This is a genomic window from Croceibacterium soli, from assembly GCF_009828065.1.
Classification (GTDB): domain Bacteria; phylum Pseudomonadota; class Alphaproteobacteria; order Sphingomonadales; family Sphingomonadaceae; genus Croceibacterium_B; species Croceibacterium_B soli.
The window spans coordinates 477896-498545 of sequence record NZ_WTYK01000002.1 but is presented as its reverse complement, the minus strand read 5'-3'; the positions used below and the strand labels follow the sequence as shown (position 1 = coordinate 498545).

Sequence of the window (20650 nt, the reverse complement as noted above, 5' to 3'; positions counted from 1 at the left end):
GGAGAGCGGAGTTCCGCGGACCCGAAGGGGGTCGGACTTCAAGCCACGTGCGAAAGCACGCCGCCTCTCGTGTTCGAACGGGTCAACAGTTCGGGCACCGATGACGGGCAGACCGCGCGGGAGTAGAGGAAGCCCTGGCCGTAGCTGCAACCGATGGCCCGCAACCCGTCATGCTGGGCATTGGTCTCGACCCCTTCGGCAACCACCGAGATTCCCAGGTTCTCGCTGAGGCCGACGACGGCGCGGATGATCGCCTCGTCCTCCGGATCCTCCATCATGCCTCGCACGAAGCTCTGGTCGATCTTGATGATGTTCACCGGGAATTGCTTCAGGTGGCGCAGCGAGGCGTAGCCGGTGCCGAAATCGTCCAGCGCGATCTGCACGCCGTGGCTGCTCAGCAGCTTGAGCGCGCGGTCGACATATTCGGCCCCGCGGCCCAGGAACACGGTTTCCGTCACCTCCAGCTGGAAGCAGCTGGTGGGGACTTGCGCTTCGGCAAGCTTCTGCAGGACACGCTCTGCGAAATCGTCGCGCCGGAACTCGGCGGCGGCTGCGTTGACGGCGACGTGACCGAAATCGAGGCCGAGATCGAGCCAGCGGCGCATGTCGCGGATGGCGTGTTCGATGATGCGATCGCTGATGGCAGCGGCCACTTCGAGATCCTCGAACGCCGCCTCGAGGGTCATCGGCAGCTGTATCCCGTGCTGCGGATCCTGCCACCGCAGCAGCGTCTCGAAACCGACGATGCGGTTCTGATTCTGCAGGTCGACCTTCGGCTGGTAATAGGCGATGAGCCGATCCTCGCGGATCGCTTCGCGGGCGCGCGTGACCATGGAAGACCGCTTGCGCATCTCTTCCCGCATCCGGTGCTCGTAGACCACGGAGCCGCCACGGTTCATCGCCTTGGCCATGTAGAGCGCAATGTCGGCGTGCTTCAGCAGTTCCTCCGGAGTCGAGCCGTGCTGGGGATGGAGGCTCGCGCCGATGCTGGCGCGGCAATCGAGCACCCGGCCGTCGTAGGCGAACGGCTCGCGCATTCGCTCCAGCAGCCTGCCGATCAGGTCGGCCAGGTCCTGTTCGCTGTCCAAGTTCGGGAGGATGATCGCGAATTCGTCGCCGCCGAGCCGCGCGATCGTATCGCACGGCCGGATGACGTCGCGCAGACGCGACGATAACGTGCGGAGCAGCGTGTCGCCGGCGCCATGACCCAGCGCATCGTTGATCTGCTTGAATTGATCGACGTCGAGATGCAGCAGGCCGACCTTGCCGCCCCCCGCGACGGCCAGGGCGAGCGCATGCTCCAGCCGCTCCTGGAACAGCCGCCGGTTGGGCAGTTCGGTCAGGTAGTCGTGGGTCGCGCCCCAGCGGGCTTTCTCCTCGGCGAGCTTGCGCTCCGACAGATCCTGCATTGCGCCCACCGCGCGAACGGCCCGGCCATGCTCGTCCCGCACGATGAAGGCACGATCGCAAACTGTCGCGTAGCTGCCGTCCGCGCGCCGGAAGCGATATTCGGCGAGGTACTTCTTGCTCGCGCCATCGACGGCGTCATGGAAGGAATTCAGCGTCGCGGCGCGGTCATCTGGGTGGATGTGCTCCCCCCACCAGTCGAGATGGGTACCGAGTTCCTCGATAGGGTAGCCGAACCCGTCGACGAGAGAGCGCGTCCATTCGACCCGTTCGCTAGCGACATCCCAGTCCCAGATCAGATCGTTGGTGGCTTGCGTCGCAAGGCGGTAGCGCTCCTCGGCCTTCACCAGCGCACCCTCGGCCCGAACCTGATCGTCGATGTCCTCCGCCACCCCGTACCAGCGAACGATCTGTCCCGATTCGTCTAGGCGCGGGCGAGCGCGGGCCCGCACCCAGCGGTACTCGCCGTCGACGTGCTTCAGGCGATAACGCACGTCCAGCGGTGCTCCGGTCTCGAGGCAATCGGACCAGATAGTGTATGTCGCCGGCACATCCTCGGGGTGCAGCGCCCTGGCCCATCCCTGGCCGAGGGTCGATTGCAGATCCATTCCCATGAGTTCGAGCCAGCGCGGGCCGACTTCGGTGATGTTCCCCCACTTGTCGGCGGTCCAGGGGATCTGCGGGCTGAGCTCGACGGCGTGGCGGTAGTGCTCCTCCCCTTCGCGCAGGCTCTGCTCGGCTTCGACCTGCTCATGGATGTCCTCGGTGAGGCCGTACCAGCGGACGATCTCGCCGTTGGCGTCCTTGCGTGGATATCCGCGCGTGCGCATCCAGCGGTAGGTGCCGTCGGCCGTGCGGATGCGATAGCGGCCGTCGACGAGCGGCTGCCGGTCCTGCGCGGTCCTTAGCATGGACGCTGCCGCTTCGAGATCGTCTGGATGAACGGCTTTCATCCATCCCGTGCCGAGAGCCTCGTCGGTCGACAATCCAGTAATTGCCGTCCACCGCGTGCCCATGCTCAGGATGTTGCCGGAGCTGTCCGCCACCCAAGGCTTCTGCGGGCTCAGCTCGATGATGTGGCGATAGTCCTCCTCCCGTTCCCGCGCCCGGGCTTCCGTCTCGCGCAAGTGGGTGACGTCGAGGCAGGTGCCGCGCACTGCGACGACCGCACCGTCTTCGACGATAGGACGGAGCTTCGACCAGCAGACCCGTGGCTCGCCATCGGCACGGACGATGCGAAACTCGTGCTCGCGCGCCTGCCGGTCTGCGAGAATGGCAGCCAGCTTCGCCAGCGTACCGCGGCGATCCTCGGGATGGATCATCGCTAGAGCGACGCCCAGGCCAAGCCCGGCACCGGTTCCCTGCAGGTCGATCAGCTTGAGAAGCTGGGGGGAGGCAGCGACGTGGCGAGAGCCTACGGCCCAATACCACAGGCCGAAGTCGACGACCGGCGCGAGATCGTCCAGGTCGGTGACGAAGGTCGCCACTGAAGGGTTATGGGAGTCGTCCACCGGCCATCCAACAGGCGCATCTGCGTTGCGCTTCATGTGCCCATCCCATCTAACCTTGCCATCTTAACAGCCGGTTGACCCGGTCTCTCCGCTCCCGACGCGTCGCGCGGTCAAGCCGCCTGCGACGCCGCGGTCGAGCGCTCCATGTAAGTACCGGTCTCGTTCTCGTTCATCGGGCGCGACAGCAGGTAGCCCTGCAGTTCCTCGCAGCCGAGCGCGCGAAGGAATGCGCGCTGTTCCTCCGTCTCCACTCCCTCGGCGGTGACAGAGATGCCGAGCGAACTGCCGAGCGTCGCCACGGCCTGGACGATCGCCGAGGAACCGCCGAGGAGCGACATTTCGGCAACGAACGAGCGATCGATCTTCACTTTGTCGATCTCGATCTTCTGCAAGTGCGACAAGCTCGAATAGCCGGTGCCGAAATCGTCGAGCACGAGCTTGATCCCCGTCGCGCGGAGCTCCTTGAGCGTTTCCACCGCACCCTCCATGTCGAGGATCGCGTGTTCGGTCACCTCCAGCTGCAGCCGCGTAGGGTCGAACCCGGTGCGGTCCAGGATCTTCAGCACCCGCTCTACCAGGGCATCGCTGCTCAGCTGGCCGGGTGATATGTTGACCGCCAGCGAAACATCGGGCCACTTCGCCATGGTGGCGCAGGCCCGCTCCAGCACCCATTCACCGAGCGGAACGATAAGGCCGGACTCTTCGGCGACGTCCAGGAAGTCTGCCGGGGTGAGCCGGCCGAGGCGCGGGTGATCCCAGCGCACCAGCGCCTCCAGCGCCATCACGCGATCGTCGCGCGCGGACAGCAGCGGCTGGTAGTCGATCTTGAGCTGGTCTCCGGCCGCGAGGGCGCAACGCAGATCCGTTTCCAGCGCCCGGCGCGCCTGGATCCGGGCATCCAACTCGTCGGAGAATATGCGGAAGCAGCCGCGGCCTTCGCGCTTCGCCTGGTATAGCGCCACGTCGGCACGCCGATGAAGCTCGGCGCGGTCGGCCATGCCGGAACCCAGATGGGCGATCCCGAGCGAGGCGCCGACATGCGCCTGTCCTTGCTCGATCATGAAGGGTCGCCTCGCCGCGGCGAGCACGCGGTTGCAGATTTCGTCCGACTGCACTCCGTCGCCGGCGTCGTGCAGCAGGATCGCGAACTCGTCGCCGCCAAGGCGGGCCACGGTGTCCGACGCGCGCACGATCGCCGTCAGGCGTTCGGCGAATTGGCGGATCAGCTCGTCCCCGGCCTGATGGCCCATGCTGTCGTTCACTTCCTTGAACCGGTCCAGGTCGATGTAGATCAGCGCGGCCTGGCTTTCCCGGCGGGACGCGCGCAGCAGTTCCTGGTCGATCCGCTCGTTCAGCAGCATGCGGTTGGGCAGCCCGGTCAGCACGTCGTGCAGCGCCAGGTAGCGGCTGCGCGCCTCGGCCTCGCGATAGGCGGTGACGTCGGTGACCACGGCCACCAGAAGCTCCTCGCCGCCGATCTCCACCTTCTTCTTGCGGGTGATCACCGTACGCACGCAGTGGACCGCGTTCGTGACCTGCTCCTCCACCTCGTCGAAGGTGTCCAGCGAGAACACGCGGTCGTCGGCCGCGTGGAAGACCTCCGCTTGCTCCGCCGGAAACAGGTCGTAGTCGCTGGAGGACAGCATGACTTCCCGAGAATGCCCGAACAGTTCGCAGGCGCTCTCGTTGAGGAGGATGATCCTGTGCGCACGGTTCTTCACGAACACCGGGGTGGGCATGACGTCGATGATGCCTTGAAGGTCCGCCAGGCGTTGCACGTTCATCTTCCATCCTGTTCCACAGCGCATGCTGCCGGCGGATAAAGAAGGAAGGTGTTCTCCGGGCTAAGCGGGAGCAGGTAATCCTACGGGACGCGCGCCGCCCTCGCGCCGAAATAAGTGGAATTACCTAGGTCGGGGCTTGACGGTTTGTTCGGGCTCGGCTGACAAAGCTGTCGGATGCACTGGGCCCCTCCTATGTCGAACGCGGTGGAGCGTGCCTTCGGCAAGATGGTGCGGCTCCGGCCCGCGACGGCCTGGGTGGTCGTCCTGTCCTGCATGGCTGCGGCCGCGCTGGCCGATTACCTTACCGGGCGCGACCTGTGGTTCGGCCCGGTCTACCTGCTCGTGATCTGCATCGCCACCTGGTCGCTCGGCTGGCGGGAAGGGCAGGTCACCGGGATAGCCTGCATGGTGCTCACGTTCGGGCTCAACGGGGTCAGCCTTTACCCGCATGGCGCGGCGAACTTCGGCTGGAACCTGGGCCTGCGGTTCGTGGCGATCTCGATCGTGGTCGTCGTGATCGCCGGCGCGCGCCGGGCCTATGTCCGGGAGTGGTGGCTGGCGCGCACCGACGTGCTGACCAAGGCGCTGAACAGGCAAGCCTTCTTCGAGCTCGCTCCCGCGATTATCGATCCGCATCGCTGGCGACTGCTGGTCTATGCCGATCTCGACGGGATGAAGACCGTCAACGACGTCCACGGGCACGCCGCCGGGGATGCCTGCCTGCGCGCCTTCGGGGCCGCAGTGAGGAGCATGATCCGCCGCACCGATATCTTCGCCCGCGTCGGCGGCGACGAGTTCCTGATCTACATGAGCGTCAAGGACGAAAGCGCGGCCAAGGCCGTGGCCAGGCGGCTGCACGAGACCATGAACGGCGTGACGGTCGAGAGCGGGCCCCTGAAGTGCAGCGTCGGTGGCCTGATCGTTCCGCCGGGCGAGGCATCGATGGATAGCCTCGTCCGCAGCGCCGACGGCCTGATGTACGAAGCCAAGCTTCGCGGAGCCTCCTTGCAGCTGGGCACCGCGCTCGACGGCGAGTTCGCCCGCCCCGGCCAGCCCGCGGCGCGGGCCCTGCCAACCCAGCGGATCCCCTGGTGGACAAGGCGCGACGACGACCGCCGCGCCGACGGCGGCAGCGACCAAGCCCTGCCATGGATGCTGCGCTGACCGGGATCGGTCCGGAGGACTGTGAGAAGGTCTGGCTGGGGCGGCAGGATTCGAACCTGCGCATGCCGGTACCAAAAACCGGTGCCTTACCGCTTGGCTACGCCCCAACAGAGGTGCCGCCCATAGTCCGCCGTTTCAGGGAAGTGAAGGGGGCGAGGGGCCTCGGGTGACGAAAATGCCTCCAGCGTACGGCCAGACCCGGCCGAGGTGGCTGGGGCGCGGGGGAGAGCCGGCGACCGGGTGATCGTCGGCGCTCCCCCCAAGCCGATCAGACGTCGGCGCGCTTGCGCACCGGGTCGAGCAGCGACTTGTCCTCGATCGTGTCGAAGTCTGCCGCCGAGTGTCGCTCCGGCATGGCCTTGGTGTTGACCAGGCGTCCGCGGGTCGCGCCGGGGCGGGCGTCGATCGCCTTCACCCATCGTCCGACGTTTTCGTACTCGTGCAGGCTCAGGAACTTGTCGGCGCCGTTGTAGGCGCCGTGGTAGAGATTGCCGAGCCAGGTGTAGGCGGCGATGTCGGCGATCGTGTAGTCGTTGCCGGCCAGGTACTCGGTCTTTGCAAGCTGGCTGTCGGCCACGCTGTATAGCCGCTTGGTCTCCATCGCGTAGCGGTCGATCGGGTACTTGTAGCGTTCCGGCGCGTAGACGTAGAAGTGACCGAAGCCGCCGCCGATGAACGGGGCGCTGCCCATCTGCCACATCAGCCAGCCGAGCGTTTCCGCGCGCGCCGGGTTGGTCTTCGGCAGCAGGTAATCGAACTTTTCCGCCAGGTGCAGCAGGATCGCGCCGCTTTCGAACACGCGGAACGGCTGCGGGCCCGAGCGGTCGAGCAGGGCGGGGATCTTGCTGTTCGGGTTCAACTCGACGAAGCCCGACCAGAACTGATGGCCGTTGAAGATCTCGATCATCCAGGCGTCGTATTCCGCGTCGGAGAAGCCGGCCTCGATCAGTTCCTCGAACATGATCGTCGCCTTCACGCCGTTGGGGGTGCCGAGCGAGTAGAGCTGGAACGGATGCTCGCCGACCGGCAGCTCGTGCTCCTCGCGCGAGCCGGCGGTCGGGCGGTTGATGCCGGCGAACTGTCCGCCGTTCTCCGGATCAAAAGTCCAGACTTCGGGCGGGGTGTAGACGTCGGACATCGGCGGTCTCCTCGAACTGTGTGTGGTGTCGGGCCCACACATGGCGTCGAGGGTACCGGGTCACAAGGCGGGGATTCCTTGGCTTTGCATCAGCTTCTCTTCGTCGCCGCGATTTGCGATGGAACCGCAAGGGCTTGCGTCCGTTCACCGCCCGCATGGCGACCCAGCCCCCCCAGCTCGTTCAAGTCGATGAAAGTCTGCCGGGGCTTACGCGGAAGAAGGCGGGGCGCGGCTGGGCCTACTACGATCCCCAAGGCAATCGGATCACCGACCGCGAAGAGATCGACAGGCTCAACGCCATCGCGCTGCCGCCGGCCTACAAGGAGGCCTGGTTCTGCCCCCATCCCGATGGTCACATCCTGGCGACCGGGATCGATGACAAGGGCCGGAAGCAGTACCGCTACCATCCCGAATACCGCGCGCACCGCGATAACGAGAAATTCGCCGGCTGCCTTCAGTTCGGGACGCTCCTGCCAAAAGTGCGCAAGCGCGTGGAGGCGGACCTTGCAGGGCGCACGCTGAGCAGGGAGCGGGCGATCGCCAGCGTGGTGCGGCTGCTCGACCTCAGCGTGGTGCGCGTCGGCAACGAGAGCTACGCCAAGGCGAACAAGAGTTTCGGCGCGACGACGCTGCGGCGCAAGCATGCCACGGTAACCGGCAAGACCGTGAAGCTGCGCTTCAAAGCCAAGTCGGGCATTCTGCGCGAGGTCACGATCAGCGATCGGCGGCTGGCCCATTTCGTGCGCAAGATGGACGATCTGCCTGGCCAGAACATCTTCCAATGGGTCGACGAGGAGGGCGAGGCGCACCCGGTCGATTCGGCGGACGTGAACGCCTATCTCTGCGAGACGATGGGCGAGCACTTCACCGCCAAGAACTTCCGCACCTGGCACGCCAGCGTGATCGCCTTCGAGATGCTTGCCCGCACCCAAGGGCAAGTCCCCGTGAAGGTGCTGATGGAGACGGTCAGCGAACGGCTGGGAAACACGCCTGCGATCGCCCGCAAGAGCTATGTCCATCCTGCCGTGGTGGCGCTGGTGGAGCGGCAGGGGAAATGGCGCGAGGCTCTGCGCCTGCCGCGCAAGACCAAATGGCTCAGTTCCGAGGAACGCGGCCTGCTGCAGCTGCTGGAGGAAAGCCCATCGCTGGATGATCTGCCAGCGGCCGGTTGAACGGTTTGCAACCCACGGTTACCGGCGCGAGGCTCCGGAACGATCGGGAGCCACGGAAGTTGTAACGCTCAGGACTCGTTTATCAAAGTACCCCCGCTGCTATGCTTGCCCGTTTGCTGATCGTTGAAGATGAAATGCTGGTTGCGATGGAGTTGCAATCCATCCTGGAGGATCTCGGCTATGAGGTCCTGGGCATCGCGCCGGACCTGGCAAGCGCCCGCCGGCACTTCGACGAGGAGATCGACCTAGCCCTGGTCGACCTTAACTTGCGCGACGGACTCACCGGGCCGCAGATCGGCGCCACGCTCGGCGCGAAAGGCGTCACCGTTCTTTTCGTCACGGCGAATCCGCGCTTGCTCGGCCAAGGGATCTCAGGAGCCATCGGCGTCATCACCAAGCCGGCGGACGAGGAAATGGTGCGATCCGCCGTGGAGTACGCGCTGGCCGTGCGAACAGGCCGAAGCGTGCAGCCCCCCGCTACCCTCCGCCTGTTCGGCGCAGGCTAGCCCATCTGCCGCTGCAGGTTGGCGCGCGGAACTCTGATCCGCACGCGCAGCCCGCTCTCGTGCCAGTCACGCTCCAGCTCTCCGCCGAGCTGGTCGCGGATGCTCAGTTCGCTGAGCACTGTCCCGAACCCCGACCGCTGCGGCTCGCCGGCGACGGCGGGCCCGTCTTCCTCCAGCCACTCGAGCAGCAGGTCCTCGCCCTGCAGTTCGCTACGGATGCTGACTGTGCCACCGTCTTCGCCGAGCGCGCCGTACTTGGTGGCATTGGTCGCCAGCTCGTGCACCAGCAGCGCGAGAGGGGTAGCGCTGCGATCGTCGACCGGCACGTCTTCACCCGAAATCTCGATCCGGCCGGCGTCGCGGGCAGGGTACGGGGAAAGGATCTGCCCAATCAGCGCGTGAAGCGTGGCCGAGACCCCTTCCTGCCGCGATTCTTCACTGTGCGGGCGGACGAACTCGTGCGCGCGGCCCAGTGCGGCGATGCGCTGCTTGATCTGCTGCGCATAGCCCTTGTGCTCGGACGCGTGGCGGGCCGAAAGGCTGATCAGGCTGCCGATCACCGCGAAGATGTTCTTGATCCTGTGGCTCAGCTCGCGGCTGAGAATCTCGAGCTGCTCGGCCTGCTGCTTGGCCTCGTGGATATCGGTGCAGGTACCGATCCAGCGCACTATCTCGCCCTCCGAGTTGCGCATCGGCATCGCCCTTGCCAGGGCCCAGCGGTATTCGCCGCTGCGGTGACGGAGACGGTATTCGACCTGATAAGGCTCGCCGGTCTGCAGGCACTGGTGCCAGGCATTCAGCGCGCGTTCGCGGTCGCCGGGGTGGAGAACCGCGTTCCAGCCTTCGCTATCGGTCGTGCCCCGGGCCACGCCGGTGAATTCGTACCACCGTTCGTTGAAGTAGTCGTGATCGCCGTCGGGCATGGCCGACCAGACCATGTGCGGCAGTGCGTCGGCCAGCGTGTTGAAGCGGGCATCGCTCTCATGGAGCGCGTTGCGGGCCGCGACAAGGTCCGCCTCAAGCTGTTGAACGGGAATACATGCCTCCAGGGCGCGGTGAAAACTGTCGGACGGTAACGCCGAGTTTTTCATTTCGTTGCACCGCCCGTAATAATCAATATCGCGGAGCTGCGGGGAGTGGAAATCGGAGTTCCGGTGCGAATTGTTCGTAATGGAGCCGGAGCGATTGTTTTCGCTTGCGAATGCTTGCTGGGGACAGGGTTTTGGGAGAAGGGCGGCTGATGGTGCAACAAGCAGATCTCATCGTGATCGGCGGCGGTTCGGCGGGCGCGGCCTGCGCCGCGCGGCTGGCGCAGGGCGGCAAGCGCGTGCTGTTGATCGAAGCGGGCAAGTCCGACAGCGACATACGCTCTCGCGTGCCGGCGCTGATGGCCAGCATCGTCCACACCCCGGATTTCGACTGGTGCTACTCGGCGGAGCCGGACCCCTCGGTCGGCGGCCGGCCCGACGTGTGGCCCGCGGGCAAGCGCCTCGGCGGCGGCAGCGCGATCAACGGCATGATGTTCATCCGCGGGCACCGCTGGGACTACGACCACTGGGCCGAGCTCGGCGCCACCGGCTGGGACTACGCCAGCGTGCTGCCCTACTTCCGCCGGATGGAAGACAACGAGCGCGGCGAGGACGAATGGCGCGGGAAGGGCGGGCCGATCGCCGTCTCCGAAGTCCGCTCGCGCTATGCGGTCACCGACGAGTGGATCGAGGCCGTGCAGCAGGCCGGATACCCGCGCTCGCTAGATCTCAACGGCCGGGAGGCCGAAGGGGTGGACCATATCCAGCTCTCCCAGCGGCGCGGCCTCAGGCATTCGGCGGCCGCGGGCTATCTGCGGAACAGGCCCGCCGGGCTGGAGATCATGCTCGAGGCGCAAGTGCTGCGGATCGAGACCGCGAACGGGCGCGCGACCGGGGTCACCGTGCGCCGCGCCGGGCAGACGCAAACGCTTACCGCGCGCGAGGGCGTGGTGCTCTGCGCCGGCGCGCTCAACACGCCGCGGCTGCTGATGCTATCCGGCATCGGCCCCGAGAAGGAACTGCGCCATCACGGGATCGAGGTGGTGCAGGACCTGCCCGGTGTGGGGCGTAACTTGCAGGAGCATCCCGGCGTCCATCTGGTGAACGCCGTGAACGCCCGCACGCTCAATGACGATGCGCGGGGGCTTTCGGGCTTGCGCCAGGTGCTCGCGCTGGCGATCCGACGCAGCGGCGCGCTGACGACGGGGATCGGCCACGCGCAGGCCTTCATCAAGAGCCGCGCCGACCTGCCCGCGCCGAACCTGCAACTGGCGTTCTCGGCCTTCGCCTTCGACGTGACCGAGAAGGGCAATCTCGCGCTGCGCAAGGAGAGCTCGGTTTCCACGTTTGTGGCGCTGATGCGGCCGCAGTCGCGCGGGCGGGTCACGCTCCGCTCGGCCGATCCGGACGCGGCGCCGCGGATCGAGCACATGCTGCTGGGCAACAACGACGATGCGGAGCAACTTATCGACGGTCTCGAGATCGCCCGCAGGATCATGGCCCAGCCGGCGATCGCGCCGCATGTCACCAGCGAAGTGCGCCCCGGTGCCAGTCTGTCCACGCGCGAGGCGCTGGAGCACTATGTCCGCGCGGCGACGATCCCAATGTATCACCCCGTGGGCACGGCGAAGATGGGCGCGGTGGACGATCCGGAAGCGGTCGTCGGCCCGGACTGCCGCCTGCGCGGGATCGACGGCCTTTGGGTCGCCGACGCTTCGATCATGCCGACGATCCCGCAAGGCAACACCAACGCCACCGCGATCATGATCGGGGAGCGGGCAAGCGATCTGGTGCTCGGGGCGCTGCGGCAAGAGCTGGCCGCCTGACTCATGTACCGCCAGACTGAGCCTCCTTTGGCGGTTGGCCAGGCCCTCTCCGTTCGTGGTGAGCTTGTCGAACCACGATCGGGCGGGGCCTCGCGTCCTTCGACAAGCTCAGGACGAACGGAGTTGGGGCTGTTCCGCTTCCTTGTCACGGCGTTCGCGCTCCTGCTCTCCGCCACGGTGCAGGCGCATCCGGCGCCGTTCTCGTACCTCGATCTGCGCTACAAGGAGGACGCTCTCGAAGGCACGCTGACTGTGCACGAGCTCGACCTCATGCACGAGCTTGGGATCGACAGTCCCGCCGAGCTGCGCGACCCGCACCACCTGATCCACCGGATAGACGAGATCGGATCGCTCCTCGCCGGGCGCATGCGGATCGAGGGCGGTGAGCCGCTGAAGGTCGAGTGGACTTATGCCGAGCCGCTCAAGGGCCACGACGCCGTCCGGCTCTACTTCCGCGCGATCGGCCCGCCCGGCGGCTCGCTGACTTACGACAGCAACCTGTTCCCTTACGACCCGCAGCATCAGACGTTCGTCAACATCTACGAGGGCGGAGCGCTCGCCCAGCAATGGATCGTCTCCGCCAGCAGCGAGCCGCAAGTGTTCTACCGCGGCAACGCCGCGGGCGCGCTGTCCGTGCTCGGGACTTTCGTACCATCCGGCATCCACCACATTCTGATCGGCCCGGACCACATCCTGTTCCTGGTCGGGCTGCTGCTGTTCGGCGGTACCCCGCGGCGGCTGGTGGCGATCGTCACGGCATTCACCGTCGGTCACTCGATAACACTTTCGCTCGCGGCGCTCGACTTGGTGACGCCGCCCGGCTGGCTGGTCGAGCCGGCGATCGCGCTCACCATCGTAATCGTCGGCGCCGACAACCTGCTGCGGGGTGAGGGCAAGGACTTGCGCATGTGGATGGCCGGCGTCTTCGGCCTGATCCACGGCTTCGGCTTCGCCTCTGTCCTGCGCGAGTTCGGGCTTCCGCCGGAAGCGCTCGGCTGGTCGCTGTTCGGGTTCAACGTCGGGGTGGAGCTCGGCCAGTTGGCCCTGGTCGTGCCGTTGGCATTCATCATCGGCGCACTATGGCGGCGGCGAGAGAAGCTGGCGCGACAAATTGCGACGGGTGGCTCCATTGTGGTCATCGCGGGCGGAAGCTACTGGTTTATCGAGAGAGTGTTTTTTCCGGGAGGGATTCTATGAAGCGCCAACTGATCTTGTCCGCCATCGTCGCTGCGGGCGTAGGCGCGGCCGGCCTGGGGCAGATCGTTCGCGAGGCTCCGGCCGAGGCTCAGGGCGCCACTCTGCCGGGCATCACCGATATCGAGCAGGTCGCGGACAACGTCTACAAGATCTTCGGCGCGGGCGGAAACACCGTGGTCTTCGTGATGGAAGACGGCGTGGCGCTGGTCGACACCAAGCTGCCGGGCAACGGCGAGGCGATCCTCGCCCAGGTGCGCAAGATCACCGACAAGCCGGTGACGATGATCATCAACTCCCACTCGCACCCGGACCACGTCGGTTCCAACCAGTTCTTCAAGGACACGAAGCCCGACGTGGCCGTCGTCGCGCAGGCCAACACCGCCGCGCGCATGGCGAAACCCTCGGGCCCGTTCCCGGCGAACCCGGCGACCCGCGAGTTCGGCGACAAGCTGACGCTCGGCAGCGGCAAGGACCAGATCGACCTCTACTACTTTGGTCCCGGCCACACCGACGGCGATGCGTTCGTCGTGTTCCCCGCCGCCAAAACGGTCATGATGGGCGACATCATGGCGTGGTCGATGGCGCCGCTGATCGATCCGGGCTCCGGCGGCAGCGCCGTCAAGCTGGCGGACACGATGGAGAAGGCCGTCGCCGGCATCCAGGGCGTCGACAAGGTCATCGAAGGCCACGGTTATGTCACCGACTGGCAGCGCCTCCGCGATTACACCGCCTTCAACCGCGCCCTCGTGGACGAGGCGAAGAAGGCCGTCGCCGCGGGCAAGGAGCCGAAGGACGTCGTCGCCGCGCTCGAAGCCAGCGGCAAGCATTCGGTGTTCCTCAAGCGCGAAACGCTCCCCGGCCTCGAATACGGCGGCACCGGCCGCTCGCGCGCGCAGATCAACGCCATCATCGCTATGCAGGAACTGCGCGGCGAAACGCCCAAGCTGATCATGAACCTCCCGCCCGAGGAGCAGTAACGGGGCTTACCGTAGCGCGAGTTCGTGGTTCGACAGGCTCACCACGAACGGAAACTTGCTTTCTGGAAGTTGCCTCCATCCCGTTCGTCCTGAGCTTGTCGAAGGACGTTGGCGCAGCGCCGCGTGGTCCGACAATTCAGGGCGAACGGTCGCCGTGGGTTCCCGGAAGATACCTTCATTTCCGTTCGTCCTGAGCTTGTCGAAGGACGATCTGGCGCTAACTTTCGGGAGTGGCCTTCTACGCCTACATCCTGCTTTGCGCCGACGGGTCGTTCTACACCGGCCACACCGATCATCTGGAGCATCGGATCGCCGATCATCAAGCCGGGCGCTTTGGCGGCTACACCCGCAGCCGGCGGCCCGTGCGGCTCGTCTGGACGCAAGATTTCCCGACCCGGTACGAAGCTCTTTCGGTCGAACGGCAGATCAAGGGCTGGAGCAGGGCGAAGAAACAAGCGCTGATCGACGGAGATTGGGAGCGGCTGTCGGCGCTGGCTCGGTGTCGCAAGGCGGACTGATGTTGTGCCAGTCGTCCTTCGACAAGCTCAGGACGAACGGGATGGGGTGAATTCTCCCAGTCCGATGCAGTTCGACACACACCCTCTCCGTTCGTGGTGAGCTTGTCGAACCACGATCGCGCGACACATGCCTCCCGCGTGACAGCGGCGATACGGCGGGCTAGAGCTGGACCGTCGTTTCACTCGCAACCGGTTGGAAAAGCAATGCGTCTCGCTCTGATCCCGCTAATAATCGCCGGCCTGGCGGCTTGCACCCAGACGGTCGCCGGCACTGCACCCCCCGTCGCTGCGGCCCCGATTGCGACTTTCTCGGCCGAGGCAGGCTACGACCTCACCGCACAGCGCGCCAAGCTGGCGGTGATCGAGATGAACCCGGACACCTCGTTCCTGAACGCGGAGGAGCGGCGGGTGGTCAACCTGCTCATCGACGCGTCCGGGTACATGGACGAGATCTACAAGCGCCAGCGGCTGCCGAATTACGAGCAGGTCCGCCAGTCGATCGAACGCACCCGCCGGGCCGACCGCGACCTGCTGCTGGAGATGTTCGACCGCTACTACGGCCCGTGGGACGAGCTCGCCGAACTGCATCCGTTCTGGGGCTCCGACCCGATGCCACAGGGCGCCGGCTTCTACCCGGCGGACCTGACGCGCGAGGCGTTCAACGCCTATCTCGCGGCGCATCCGGAGCAGAAGGACGCGCTCACCAGCCCCTACACCGTGGTGAAGCGGGAGGGGGAGCGGCTCGTCGCGGTGCCTTACTCGGTCGAGTACCGGCAGTGGCTCGAACCGGCGGCGAAGCTGATGGAGCAGGCCGCGGCGATCACCACCAACGCCAGCCTCAAGCGCTTCCTGAGCCTGCGTGCCCAGTCCTTCCGGACCGACGACTACTATGAGAGCGAACTCGCCTGGATGGACCTTGAAGGCACACCCATCGAAATCGCGATCGGCCCGTACGAGGTCTATACCGATCGCCTGATGGGCACGAAGACCGCTTTCGAAAGCTTCGTCACCTTGAAGGACCCCGAAGAATCCGCCGCGCTCGACAAGTACAAGCGGTACTTGCGCGACATGGAAGCGAACCTGCCGATCCCGGAAGAACACAAGAACTTCCAGCGCGGCTTCGAAAGCCCGATCGTGGTCGCCGACCAGGTCCACGGCGGCGGCGACAACGTGCCCGGCGTTCAGACAATCGCCTTCAACCTGCCGAACGACGAGCGGGTGCGCGAGGCCAAGGGCGCCAAGAAGGTGATCCTGGCGAACGTGCTCGGCGCCAAATACGACCGCATCCTCAAGCCGATGGCCTCGGTGGTGCTGGAGCCCTCGCAGGCGGCGCTGGTGGCGAAGAAGTACATGGAGCTGGGAACGCTGTTCCACGAGCTTTCGCACAGCCTCGGGCCTGGCACCATTACGGTGGCAGGCCGTCAGACCACGGTGAACGAGCAGCTTCGCGACCAGTATTCGGCGCTCGAGGAGTCGAAGGCCGATCTCGCGGGCATCTGGAACATCCTGTTCATGATGGACAAGGGGGAGCTGCCGGCGGCGGAGAAGAGCCAGCTGTGGGCGACGTACTTCACCGGCATCTTCCGTTCGATGCGCTTCGGGATCGAGGCGGCGCACGGAAAGGGCGCGGCGGCGCAGTACGGCTTCCTCAAGAATGCGGGTGCGTTTGCCTGGAGCGAGAGCAAGGGCCGCTACATGATCGACGAGACGAAGATGGAAGCGGGCGTGCGCGACCTGCTGCGCGAGGAGCTGATGCTCCAGGCCACCGGGGACTACGAAGGCACCAAGGCTTTCTTCGACCGCTGGGCGCACCTCGACGCGCAGGCCGAAGCCGCGATCGCCGCGATGAATGCCATCCCGGTCGACATCCGCCCGATCTATCCAGAGGAGATCTAGGCCTGGTGAACCGTCAAGCGCGCTGCTGCGTGTCCCACAGCGGCGCGTTGACCTGCACAGTAGGTTCGACCGTGGTGTAATTCGCCACGTCGGCAAGCACTTTGGCTCCCGCTTCGCTCTGAATCGCCGCCTGGAAGGCCTCGACCGAAGCGAAGCGCAGGACGGCTATGGCGAAGTACTGCGGCGGACCGCCATCGGGGCTGGCCAACCCGCGCATGGCCTCGCTGCCTTGGAACCCGGTGCCTTCCCAGAGCCGCGCCACGAGCGGCCTGTGCTCGTGTTCGTAGTAGTCGTAGTCGAACCGGGCACCGGGTACGGCTGGATAGGCAAGTGTCACAAGTACGCTCATGGCTCGCTCCTGTGCAGCTTCTCCCCCGGATTGAGCCCGATCCGCGCCGCTGGCAAGCAGCACCGGATTGATGAAACCGACGCCAGCGCGCCTGGGCGCGTCAGTCGAGCCGCATGACCCAGCCGTGCTTGTCTTCGGCGATGCCCCGCTGGATCGCTACCAGCCGCTCCCGCAGACGGGTGGTCACCTGTCCGGCGCCGCCGCTGCCGATGGTGAACTCCCCGTCATGCCCGGCGACCCTACCGACCGGTGTGACCACCGCAGCGGTGCCGCAGGCGAAAGTCTCCAGCAGGCGGCCGCTCTCCGCGTCGGCGCGCCACTGGTCGATGCTGTAGCGCTCCTCGCGCACCTGCAGGCCTTCCTCGCGGGCGAGCTGCAGCAGGCTTTCGCGGGTGATGCCGGGCAGGATCGTGCCGGTGAGCGGCGGGGTGATCAGCGAACCGTCGTCGAAGGCGAAGAACAGGTTCATGCCGCCGAGTTCCTCGACCCACTTGCGCTCGACCGCGTCGAGGAACACGACCTGGTCGTGCCCGCGGGCCGTCGCGTTGGCCTGGGGGACCAAGCTCGCGGCATAATTGCCGCCGCACTTGGCCGCCCCCGTGCCGCCGGGCGCGGCGCGGGTGTAGTCGCCGGAAACCCAGATCGACACCGCCGGGACGCCGGACTTGAAGTAGTTGCCGGCCGGGCTGGCGATGACCAGGAACTTGTACTGCTTGGCCGGGCGCACCCCGAGAAACGCTTCCGAGGCGAACATGAACGGGCGCAGGTAGAGCGATCCGCCTTCGACCGTGGGGAACCAGTCCTTGTCCGCCAGCACCAGCTGCCGGACGGCTTCGACGAACGCTTCCTCGGGCAAATGCGGCATCGCCAGCCGGTCGGCCGAGGCGTTGAAGCGGCGCGCGTTCTGCTCCGGCCGGAACAGCGCCATCGTGCCGTCGTCCAGCTTGTAGGCTTTCATCCCTTCGAAGATTTCCTGGGCATAGTGCAGCACCGCGGTCGCCGGATCCAAGCTCAGCGGTTGGCGCGGGCCCAGAGTCGCGCTGTGCCAGCCGCGGCCCTCGGTCCAGTCGATCGAGACCATGTGATCCGTGAATACTTTGCCGAACCCGGGATCGGCGATCGCCTGATCGCGGCTTGCGCCGGGGACCGGAGCGGGATGGGGAATGCGGCTGAAGTCGATCGGACGATCGGCGGTGTCTGACATGGATGGGGTTCCCGGGTACGTGCGCGACCGACCTGTTCTATTCTTTCACGGATCGCAAGGAAAATGTAATAAATGGTAAGCTCTGCAATTACCTTCGTTCGCCCTAGCGAGCGGCAAATCGAAGGTCAAATCACAGGACTGCTTGGCTCCCGCAAGTCGGCAACTGCGCGGCAGATATGAGAAAGGCCGCTCCGGCAATGCCGAAGCGACCTTTCGCATGGTCAGCGGCCGGTTGAGCCGCCCACGAAGCCTTTATCGGCGAAAGCAGTGATTACCGATAATGCTCCGCGCGGGTCGGAACCGACCTCCCTGCTGAACCATGAGACATCGGATCACCTCCTTTCGCGCTTGAAAGCCAGGACCGCCGTTTCACCGGGGCCGAGACCGCCGTCCACCGCCGGTCCTGATGCTGAATGTGAGTCCTTAAGCGCTCGAAAGCAAGTCTTGCATTTGAGTTTTTCACTGTCAGAATCCGAGACTTCGGGCTTCCTCCAAACACGGCGAAATATTGCCTCAGCGGCAGTCCTCGATCACCCGCGAGACTTCGGGCCAGGCGGGCAGGTAAAGCGAATCGAGCCCCTGCACTTCGACCGCGAAACGCCCCTGCGAGAACGCGATCGCGTCCAGGAACGGATCGTTCGCGGCCAGTGTCGCAGCCAGCCCAGGCATCGGCCCTCCGGTCGGTAGGGCATCGAGCAAGCGGTCGCCGGTCTCCGCACGGATGCGCATCTGCACGGCCACGGGGGAACTGCCGGCGCGAATCAGCGAAACGGTCCGCCTCGTTCGATCGCAGGTCATGCTGAAGCGCGCTTCGCTCTGCGGCGCGCCAAATCGTGCGGTGCCGCCCGTGGCAGTGGCCTGATAGAACCAGTCCCCCGGTGTCTGCGGAACGTCGATCCAGCTTTGATAGGTCGGCGCCGAAGCCTGCGGCGGGGCTGCAGTCGGCTGCGGCGTCGGCGTGGGGGTCGGCGTGGGCGGGGGCGAGGCCGGAGGCGGCACGCAGCCGGCCAGCGCGGCGACCGCGGCATAGGGAAGAGCGGCCCGAAGGCGCCCTAAATTCAATCCAAGGGTCATCGGCTCTCTCTGGCGAATGGTCGGGAGTGGCTCAAGCGTCGGGAGGCGGCTATGCGCGGACATATGGCCAAGCAACGCATCGACCAACTGCTTGTGTCCCGCGGTCTGGCCGAAAGCCGGGCGCGGGCGCAGGCGCTGATCATGGCGGGGCTGGTCTTCGTGGGGGATCGGAAGGTCGACAAATCCGGCCAGCAGGTAGCGGAGGATGCGGAGCTTGTCGTCAAGGGTCGCGACCACCCGTGGGTCAGCCGGGGCGGGGTGAAGCTGGCCCACGCGATCGACCACTTCGCCCTCGAACCCGCTGGGGCCGTGGCGATGGATATCGGCAGCTCGACCGGCGGGTTCACCGACGTGCTGCTGCAGCGCGGCGCAGAGCACGTGTTCGCGGTCGATTCCGGCACCAACCAGCTCGCCTGGAAGCTGCGGCAGGACCCGCGAGTCACCGTGCTCGAACAGACCAGCGCGCGGATCCTCACACGCGAGCAGATCGACCGGCCCTGCAATTGGGTGGTGTGCGACGCTTCGTTCATCTCGCTCGCCAAAGTGCTGGAGCGGCCGCTCGAACTTGCGGCGCTCGATTGCCGTTTGGTCGCGCTGATCAAGCCGCAGTTCGAGGTTGGACGCGAGGAAGTCGGCAAGGGCGGGGTGGTCCGCGATTCGGTGCTGCACGTCAGGGTGTGCGGCGAAGTGCGCGCGTGGCTGGAAGGGGCGGGCTGGATCGTGGACGGGATCGTAGAAAGCCCGATCACCGGGCCGGAAGGAAACGTGGAGTTCCTGATTACGGCCCGTCGGGGGACGGTCTGAGGGCGCACGTTGCGCCGCAGCATCGCCGCGGCCACTATTCGCGCACCGATTCGCAGGGAGTCCCGATGAACCGTCTCGCTTCGCCAGCGCAATTGCGCGCAAGCTTCTTCCGCTGGGCCCTGTTCCTCGTTCCGGCGATCGCGCTGCTCGGCTTTCTCTCCGGCCAGATCGGCGGTGCATCCGACAGCGCGTGGTTCTCTGCGCTGGAAAAGCCGGCGACTTTCCCGCCGCCGGCCACCTTCGGTATCGTGTGGGCCGTGCTTTACGCGATGATGGGCGTGGCGCTGGCGCTGGTCTGCGCCGCCTGGGGCGCGCGCTTTCGCGGGCCGGCGATTGCCGCTTTCGTGGTCCAGCTGCTGGTCAACCTCGCCTGGAGCCCGGTGTTCTTCGGCGCGCACCAGATCGCGACGGGGCTGGCGGTGATTATCGCGCTCGACGTTGCCGTGATCGTCACCATCATCTTGTTCTGGCGGGTTCGTCGGCTCGCCGCCTGGCTGCTCGCGCCCTACCTGGCGTGGATCCTGTTCGCCACGCTGCTCAACTGGCAGTTCCTCGAACTCAACCCGGGAGCCGACCGGGTGGAAGATTCCAACGCGGTCCAGCGGATCGAATTGTAGGCTTGCGGCCCGCCCGCGAAGGCACCACATATTCGCCATGCAAAGCCAGAACCCCATGCTCGCCGATTTCATCAAGCTGGCCAACAGCGCCGCCGGCACTTTCGCCGGAATGACGCGCGAGGCGCGCGAAGGCGCGCGGGAGCGGATGAAGGAAGCACTCGGCGGGCTCGACTTCGTCTCGCGCGAGGAATTTGACGCGGTGAAGGACCTGGCCGCAAGGGCGCGCGAGGACATCGACCGCCTGGAAGCCCACATCAAGGTGCTCGAGGCGAAGATCTCCGACGGAAAGTAAAAGCCCCCTCCTCTTCAGAGGAGGGGGTTGGGGGTGGTGGAGGCGCGCGGAAACGTTCCGCCAACCGCGGCACCACCCCGCTGCGACTAGGTTCGCCTACGGCTCACCAAGTCTCGCTGCCCCTCCTCTGAAGAGGAGGAGGGGCGTTGGGCTTGCTTCCTCTTCGCGCCTTTGCGCCTCTGCGTG

18 protein-coding genes and 1 tRNA gene are annotated in these 20650 nt (G+C 66.0%); 11 read left to right on the top strand and 8 right to left on the bottom strand.

Going from position 1 to position 20650, the window contains the following annotated elements; translation table 11 throughout:
• Positions 1 to 38: 38 nt before the first annotated feature.
• Positions 39 to 2954 (bottom strand): PAS domain-containing protein, encoded by a 2916-nt coding sequence (locus tag GRI75_RS05515; RefSeq protein ID WP_160745938.1) that lies wholly within the window; start codon positions 2952 to 2954, stop codon positions 39 to 41.
• A 74-nt stretch (positions 2955 to 3028) separates the two neighbouring features.
• Positions 3029 to 4702: a putative bifunctional diguanylate cyclase/phosphodiesterase gene (locus GRI75_RS05510; protein ID WP_160745937.1), complete on the bottom strand. Its 1674-nt coding sequence runs from the start codon at positions 4700 to 4702 to the stop codon at positions 3029 to 3031.
• A gap of 174 nt (positions 4703 to 4876) precedes the next feature.
• Here GRI75_RS05510 and GRI75_RS05505 point away from each other — a divergent pair, with 174 nt between their 5' ends.
• Complete coding sequence (locus GRI75_RS05505) at positions 4877 to 5866, top strand: GGDEF domain-containing protein (RefSeq protein ID WP_160745936.1); 990 nt, start codon at positions 4877 to 4879, stop codon at positions 5864 to 5866.
• Between the two features lie 32 nt (positions 5867 to 5898).
• Here GRI75_RS05505 and GRI75_RS05500 read toward each other — a convergent pair.
• Together GRI75_RS05500 and yghU are read right to left on the bottom strand one after the other, a co-directional pair.
• A tRNA-Gln gene (locus GRI75_RS05500) sits at positions 5899 to 5973 on the bottom strand.
• Positions 5974 to 6134: 161 nt separating this feature from the next.
• Complete coding sequence (yghU, locus tag GRI75_RS05495) at positions 6135 to 7004, bottom strand: glutathione-dependent disulfide-bond oxidoreductase (protein ID WP_160745935.1); 870 nt, start codon at positions 7002 to 7004, stop codon at positions 6135 to 6137.
• Between the two features lie 155 nt (positions 7005 to 7159).
• On the opposite strand from yghU, the gene GRI75_RS05490 reads away from it, so the two are divergent.
• Together GRI75_RS05490 and GRI75_RS05485 are read left to right on the top strand one after the other, a co-directional pair.
• Entirely contained in the window at positions 7160 to 8176 is a 1017-nt protein-coding gene (locus tag GRI75_RS05490; RefSeq protein ID WP_160745934.1) for a DNA topoisomerase IB, read from the top strand.
• Positions 8177 to 8277: 101 nt separating this feature from the next.
• Positions 8278 to 8682: a response regulator gene (locus tag GRI75_RS05485; protein WP_160745933.1), complete on the top strand. Its 405-nt coding sequence runs from the start codon at positions 8278 to 8280 to the stop codon at positions 8680 to 8682.
• On the opposite strand, the gene GRI75_RS05480 is transcribed toward GRI75_RS05485, so the two are convergent.
• The gene (locus GRI75_RS05480) at positions 8679 to 9773 is read right to left on the bottom strand and encodes a PAS domain-containing protein (RefSeq protein WP_160745932.1); all 1095 of its coding nucleotides are present in this window, start codon (positions 9771 to 9773) and stop codon (positions 8679 to 8681) included. The two genes, GRI75_RS05485 and GRI75_RS05480, sit on opposite strands and share 4 nt — an antisense overlap.
• Positions 9774 to 9925: 152 nt before the next feature.
• Between GRI75_RS05480 and GRI75_RS05475 the strand changes: the two genes are divergently transcribed.
• From GRI75_RS05475 to GRI75_RS05455, 5 genes are all read left to right on the top strand, one after another.
• Complete coding sequence (locus GRI75_RS05475) at positions 9926 to 11536, top strand: FAD-dependent oxidoreductase (RefSeq protein ID WP_160746024.1); 1611 nt, start codon at positions 9926 to 9928, stop codon at positions 11534 to 11536.
• 123 nt (positions 11537 to 11659) lie between these two features.
• On the top strand, positions 11660 to 12733 hold the full coding sequence (locus GRI75_RS05470; RefSeq protein WP_160745931.1) for a HupE/UreJ family protein: 1074 nt from the start codon (positions 11660 to 11662) through the stop codon (positions 12731 to 12733).
• Positions 12730 to 13710, top strand: coding sequence for an MBL fold metallo-hydrolase (locus tag GRI75_RS05465; RefSeq protein WP_160745930.1), 981 nt, complete (start codon positions 12730 to 12732; stop codon positions 13708 to 13710). Before GRI75_RS05470 ends, GRI75_RS05465 begins: the two co-directional genes overlap by 4 nt.
• 230 nt (positions 13711 to 13940) lie before the next feature.
• Positions 13941 to 14228: a GIY-YIG nuclease family protein gene (locus GRI75_RS05460; protein ID WP_160745929.1), complete on the top strand. Its 288-nt coding sequence runs from the start codon at positions 13941 to 13943 to the stop codon at positions 14226 to 14228.
• Positions 14229 to 14432: 204 nt separating this feature from the next.
• Positions 14433 to 16124 carry a dipeptidyl-peptidase 3 family protein gene (locus tag GRI75_RS05455; protein ID WP_160745928.1) on the top strand — a complete coding sequence of 564 codons (1692 nt, stop codon included), beginning with the start codon at positions 14433 to 14435 and terminating at the stop codon, positions 16122 to 16124.
• A gap of 13 nt (positions 16125 to 16137) precedes the next feature.
• Here the strand turns inward: GRI75_RS05455 and GRI75_RS05450 are convergent, their stop codons facing one another.
• The 3 genes from GRI75_RS05450 to GRI75_RS05440 all read right to left on the bottom strand — a co-directional run bounded on the left by GRI75_RS05450 (position 16138) and on the right by GRI75_RS05440 (position 18751).
• Positions 16138 to 16473 carry an EthD family reductase gene (locus tag GRI75_RS05450; protein ID WP_160745927.1) on the bottom strand — a complete coding sequence of 112 codons (336 nt, stop codon included), beginning with the start codon at positions 16471 to 16473 and terminating at the stop codon, positions 16138 to 16140.
• A gap of 100 nt (positions 16474 to 16573) precedes the next feature.
• A complete protein-coding gene (locus GRI75_RS05445) occupies positions 16574 to 17677 on the bottom strand; it encodes a branched-chain amino acid aminotransferase (RefSeq protein ID WP_160745926.1) in 1104 nt (367 codons plus the stop codon).
• Positions 17678 to 18190: 513 nt separating this feature from the next.
• On the bottom strand, positions 18191 to 18751 hold the full coding sequence (locus GRI75_RS05440; RefSeq protein ID WP_160745925.1) for a hypothetical protein: 561 nt from the start codon (positions 18749 to 18751) through the stop codon (positions 18191 to 18193).
• A 63-nt stretch (positions 18752 to 18814) separates the two neighbouring features.
• On the opposite strand from GRI75_RS05440, the gene GRI75_RS05435 reads away from it, so the two are divergent.
• The 3 genes from GRI75_RS05435 to GRI75_RS05425 all read left to right on the top strand — a co-directional run bounded on the left by GRI75_RS05435 (position 18815) and on the right by GRI75_RS05425 (position 20464).
• Positions 18815 to 19555 (top strand): TlyA family RNA methyltransferase, encoded by a 741-nt coding sequence (locus GRI75_RS05435; protein WP_160745924.1) that lies wholly within the window; start codon positions 18815 to 18817, stop codon positions 19553 to 19555.
• Positions 19556 to 19620: 65 nt separating this feature from the next.
• Entirely contained in the window at positions 19621 to 20172 is a 552-nt protein-coding gene (locus GRI75_RS05430; RefSeq protein WP_160745923.1) for a TspO/MBR family protein, read from the top strand.
• A gap of 37 nt (positions 20173 to 20209) precedes the next feature.
• A complete protein-coding gene (locus GRI75_RS05425) occupies positions 20210 to 20464 on the top strand; it encodes an accessory factor UbiK family protein (protein ID WP_160745922.1) in 255 nt (84 codons plus the stop codon).
• The last annotated feature ends 186 nt before the right edge of the window (positions 20465 to 20650 follow it).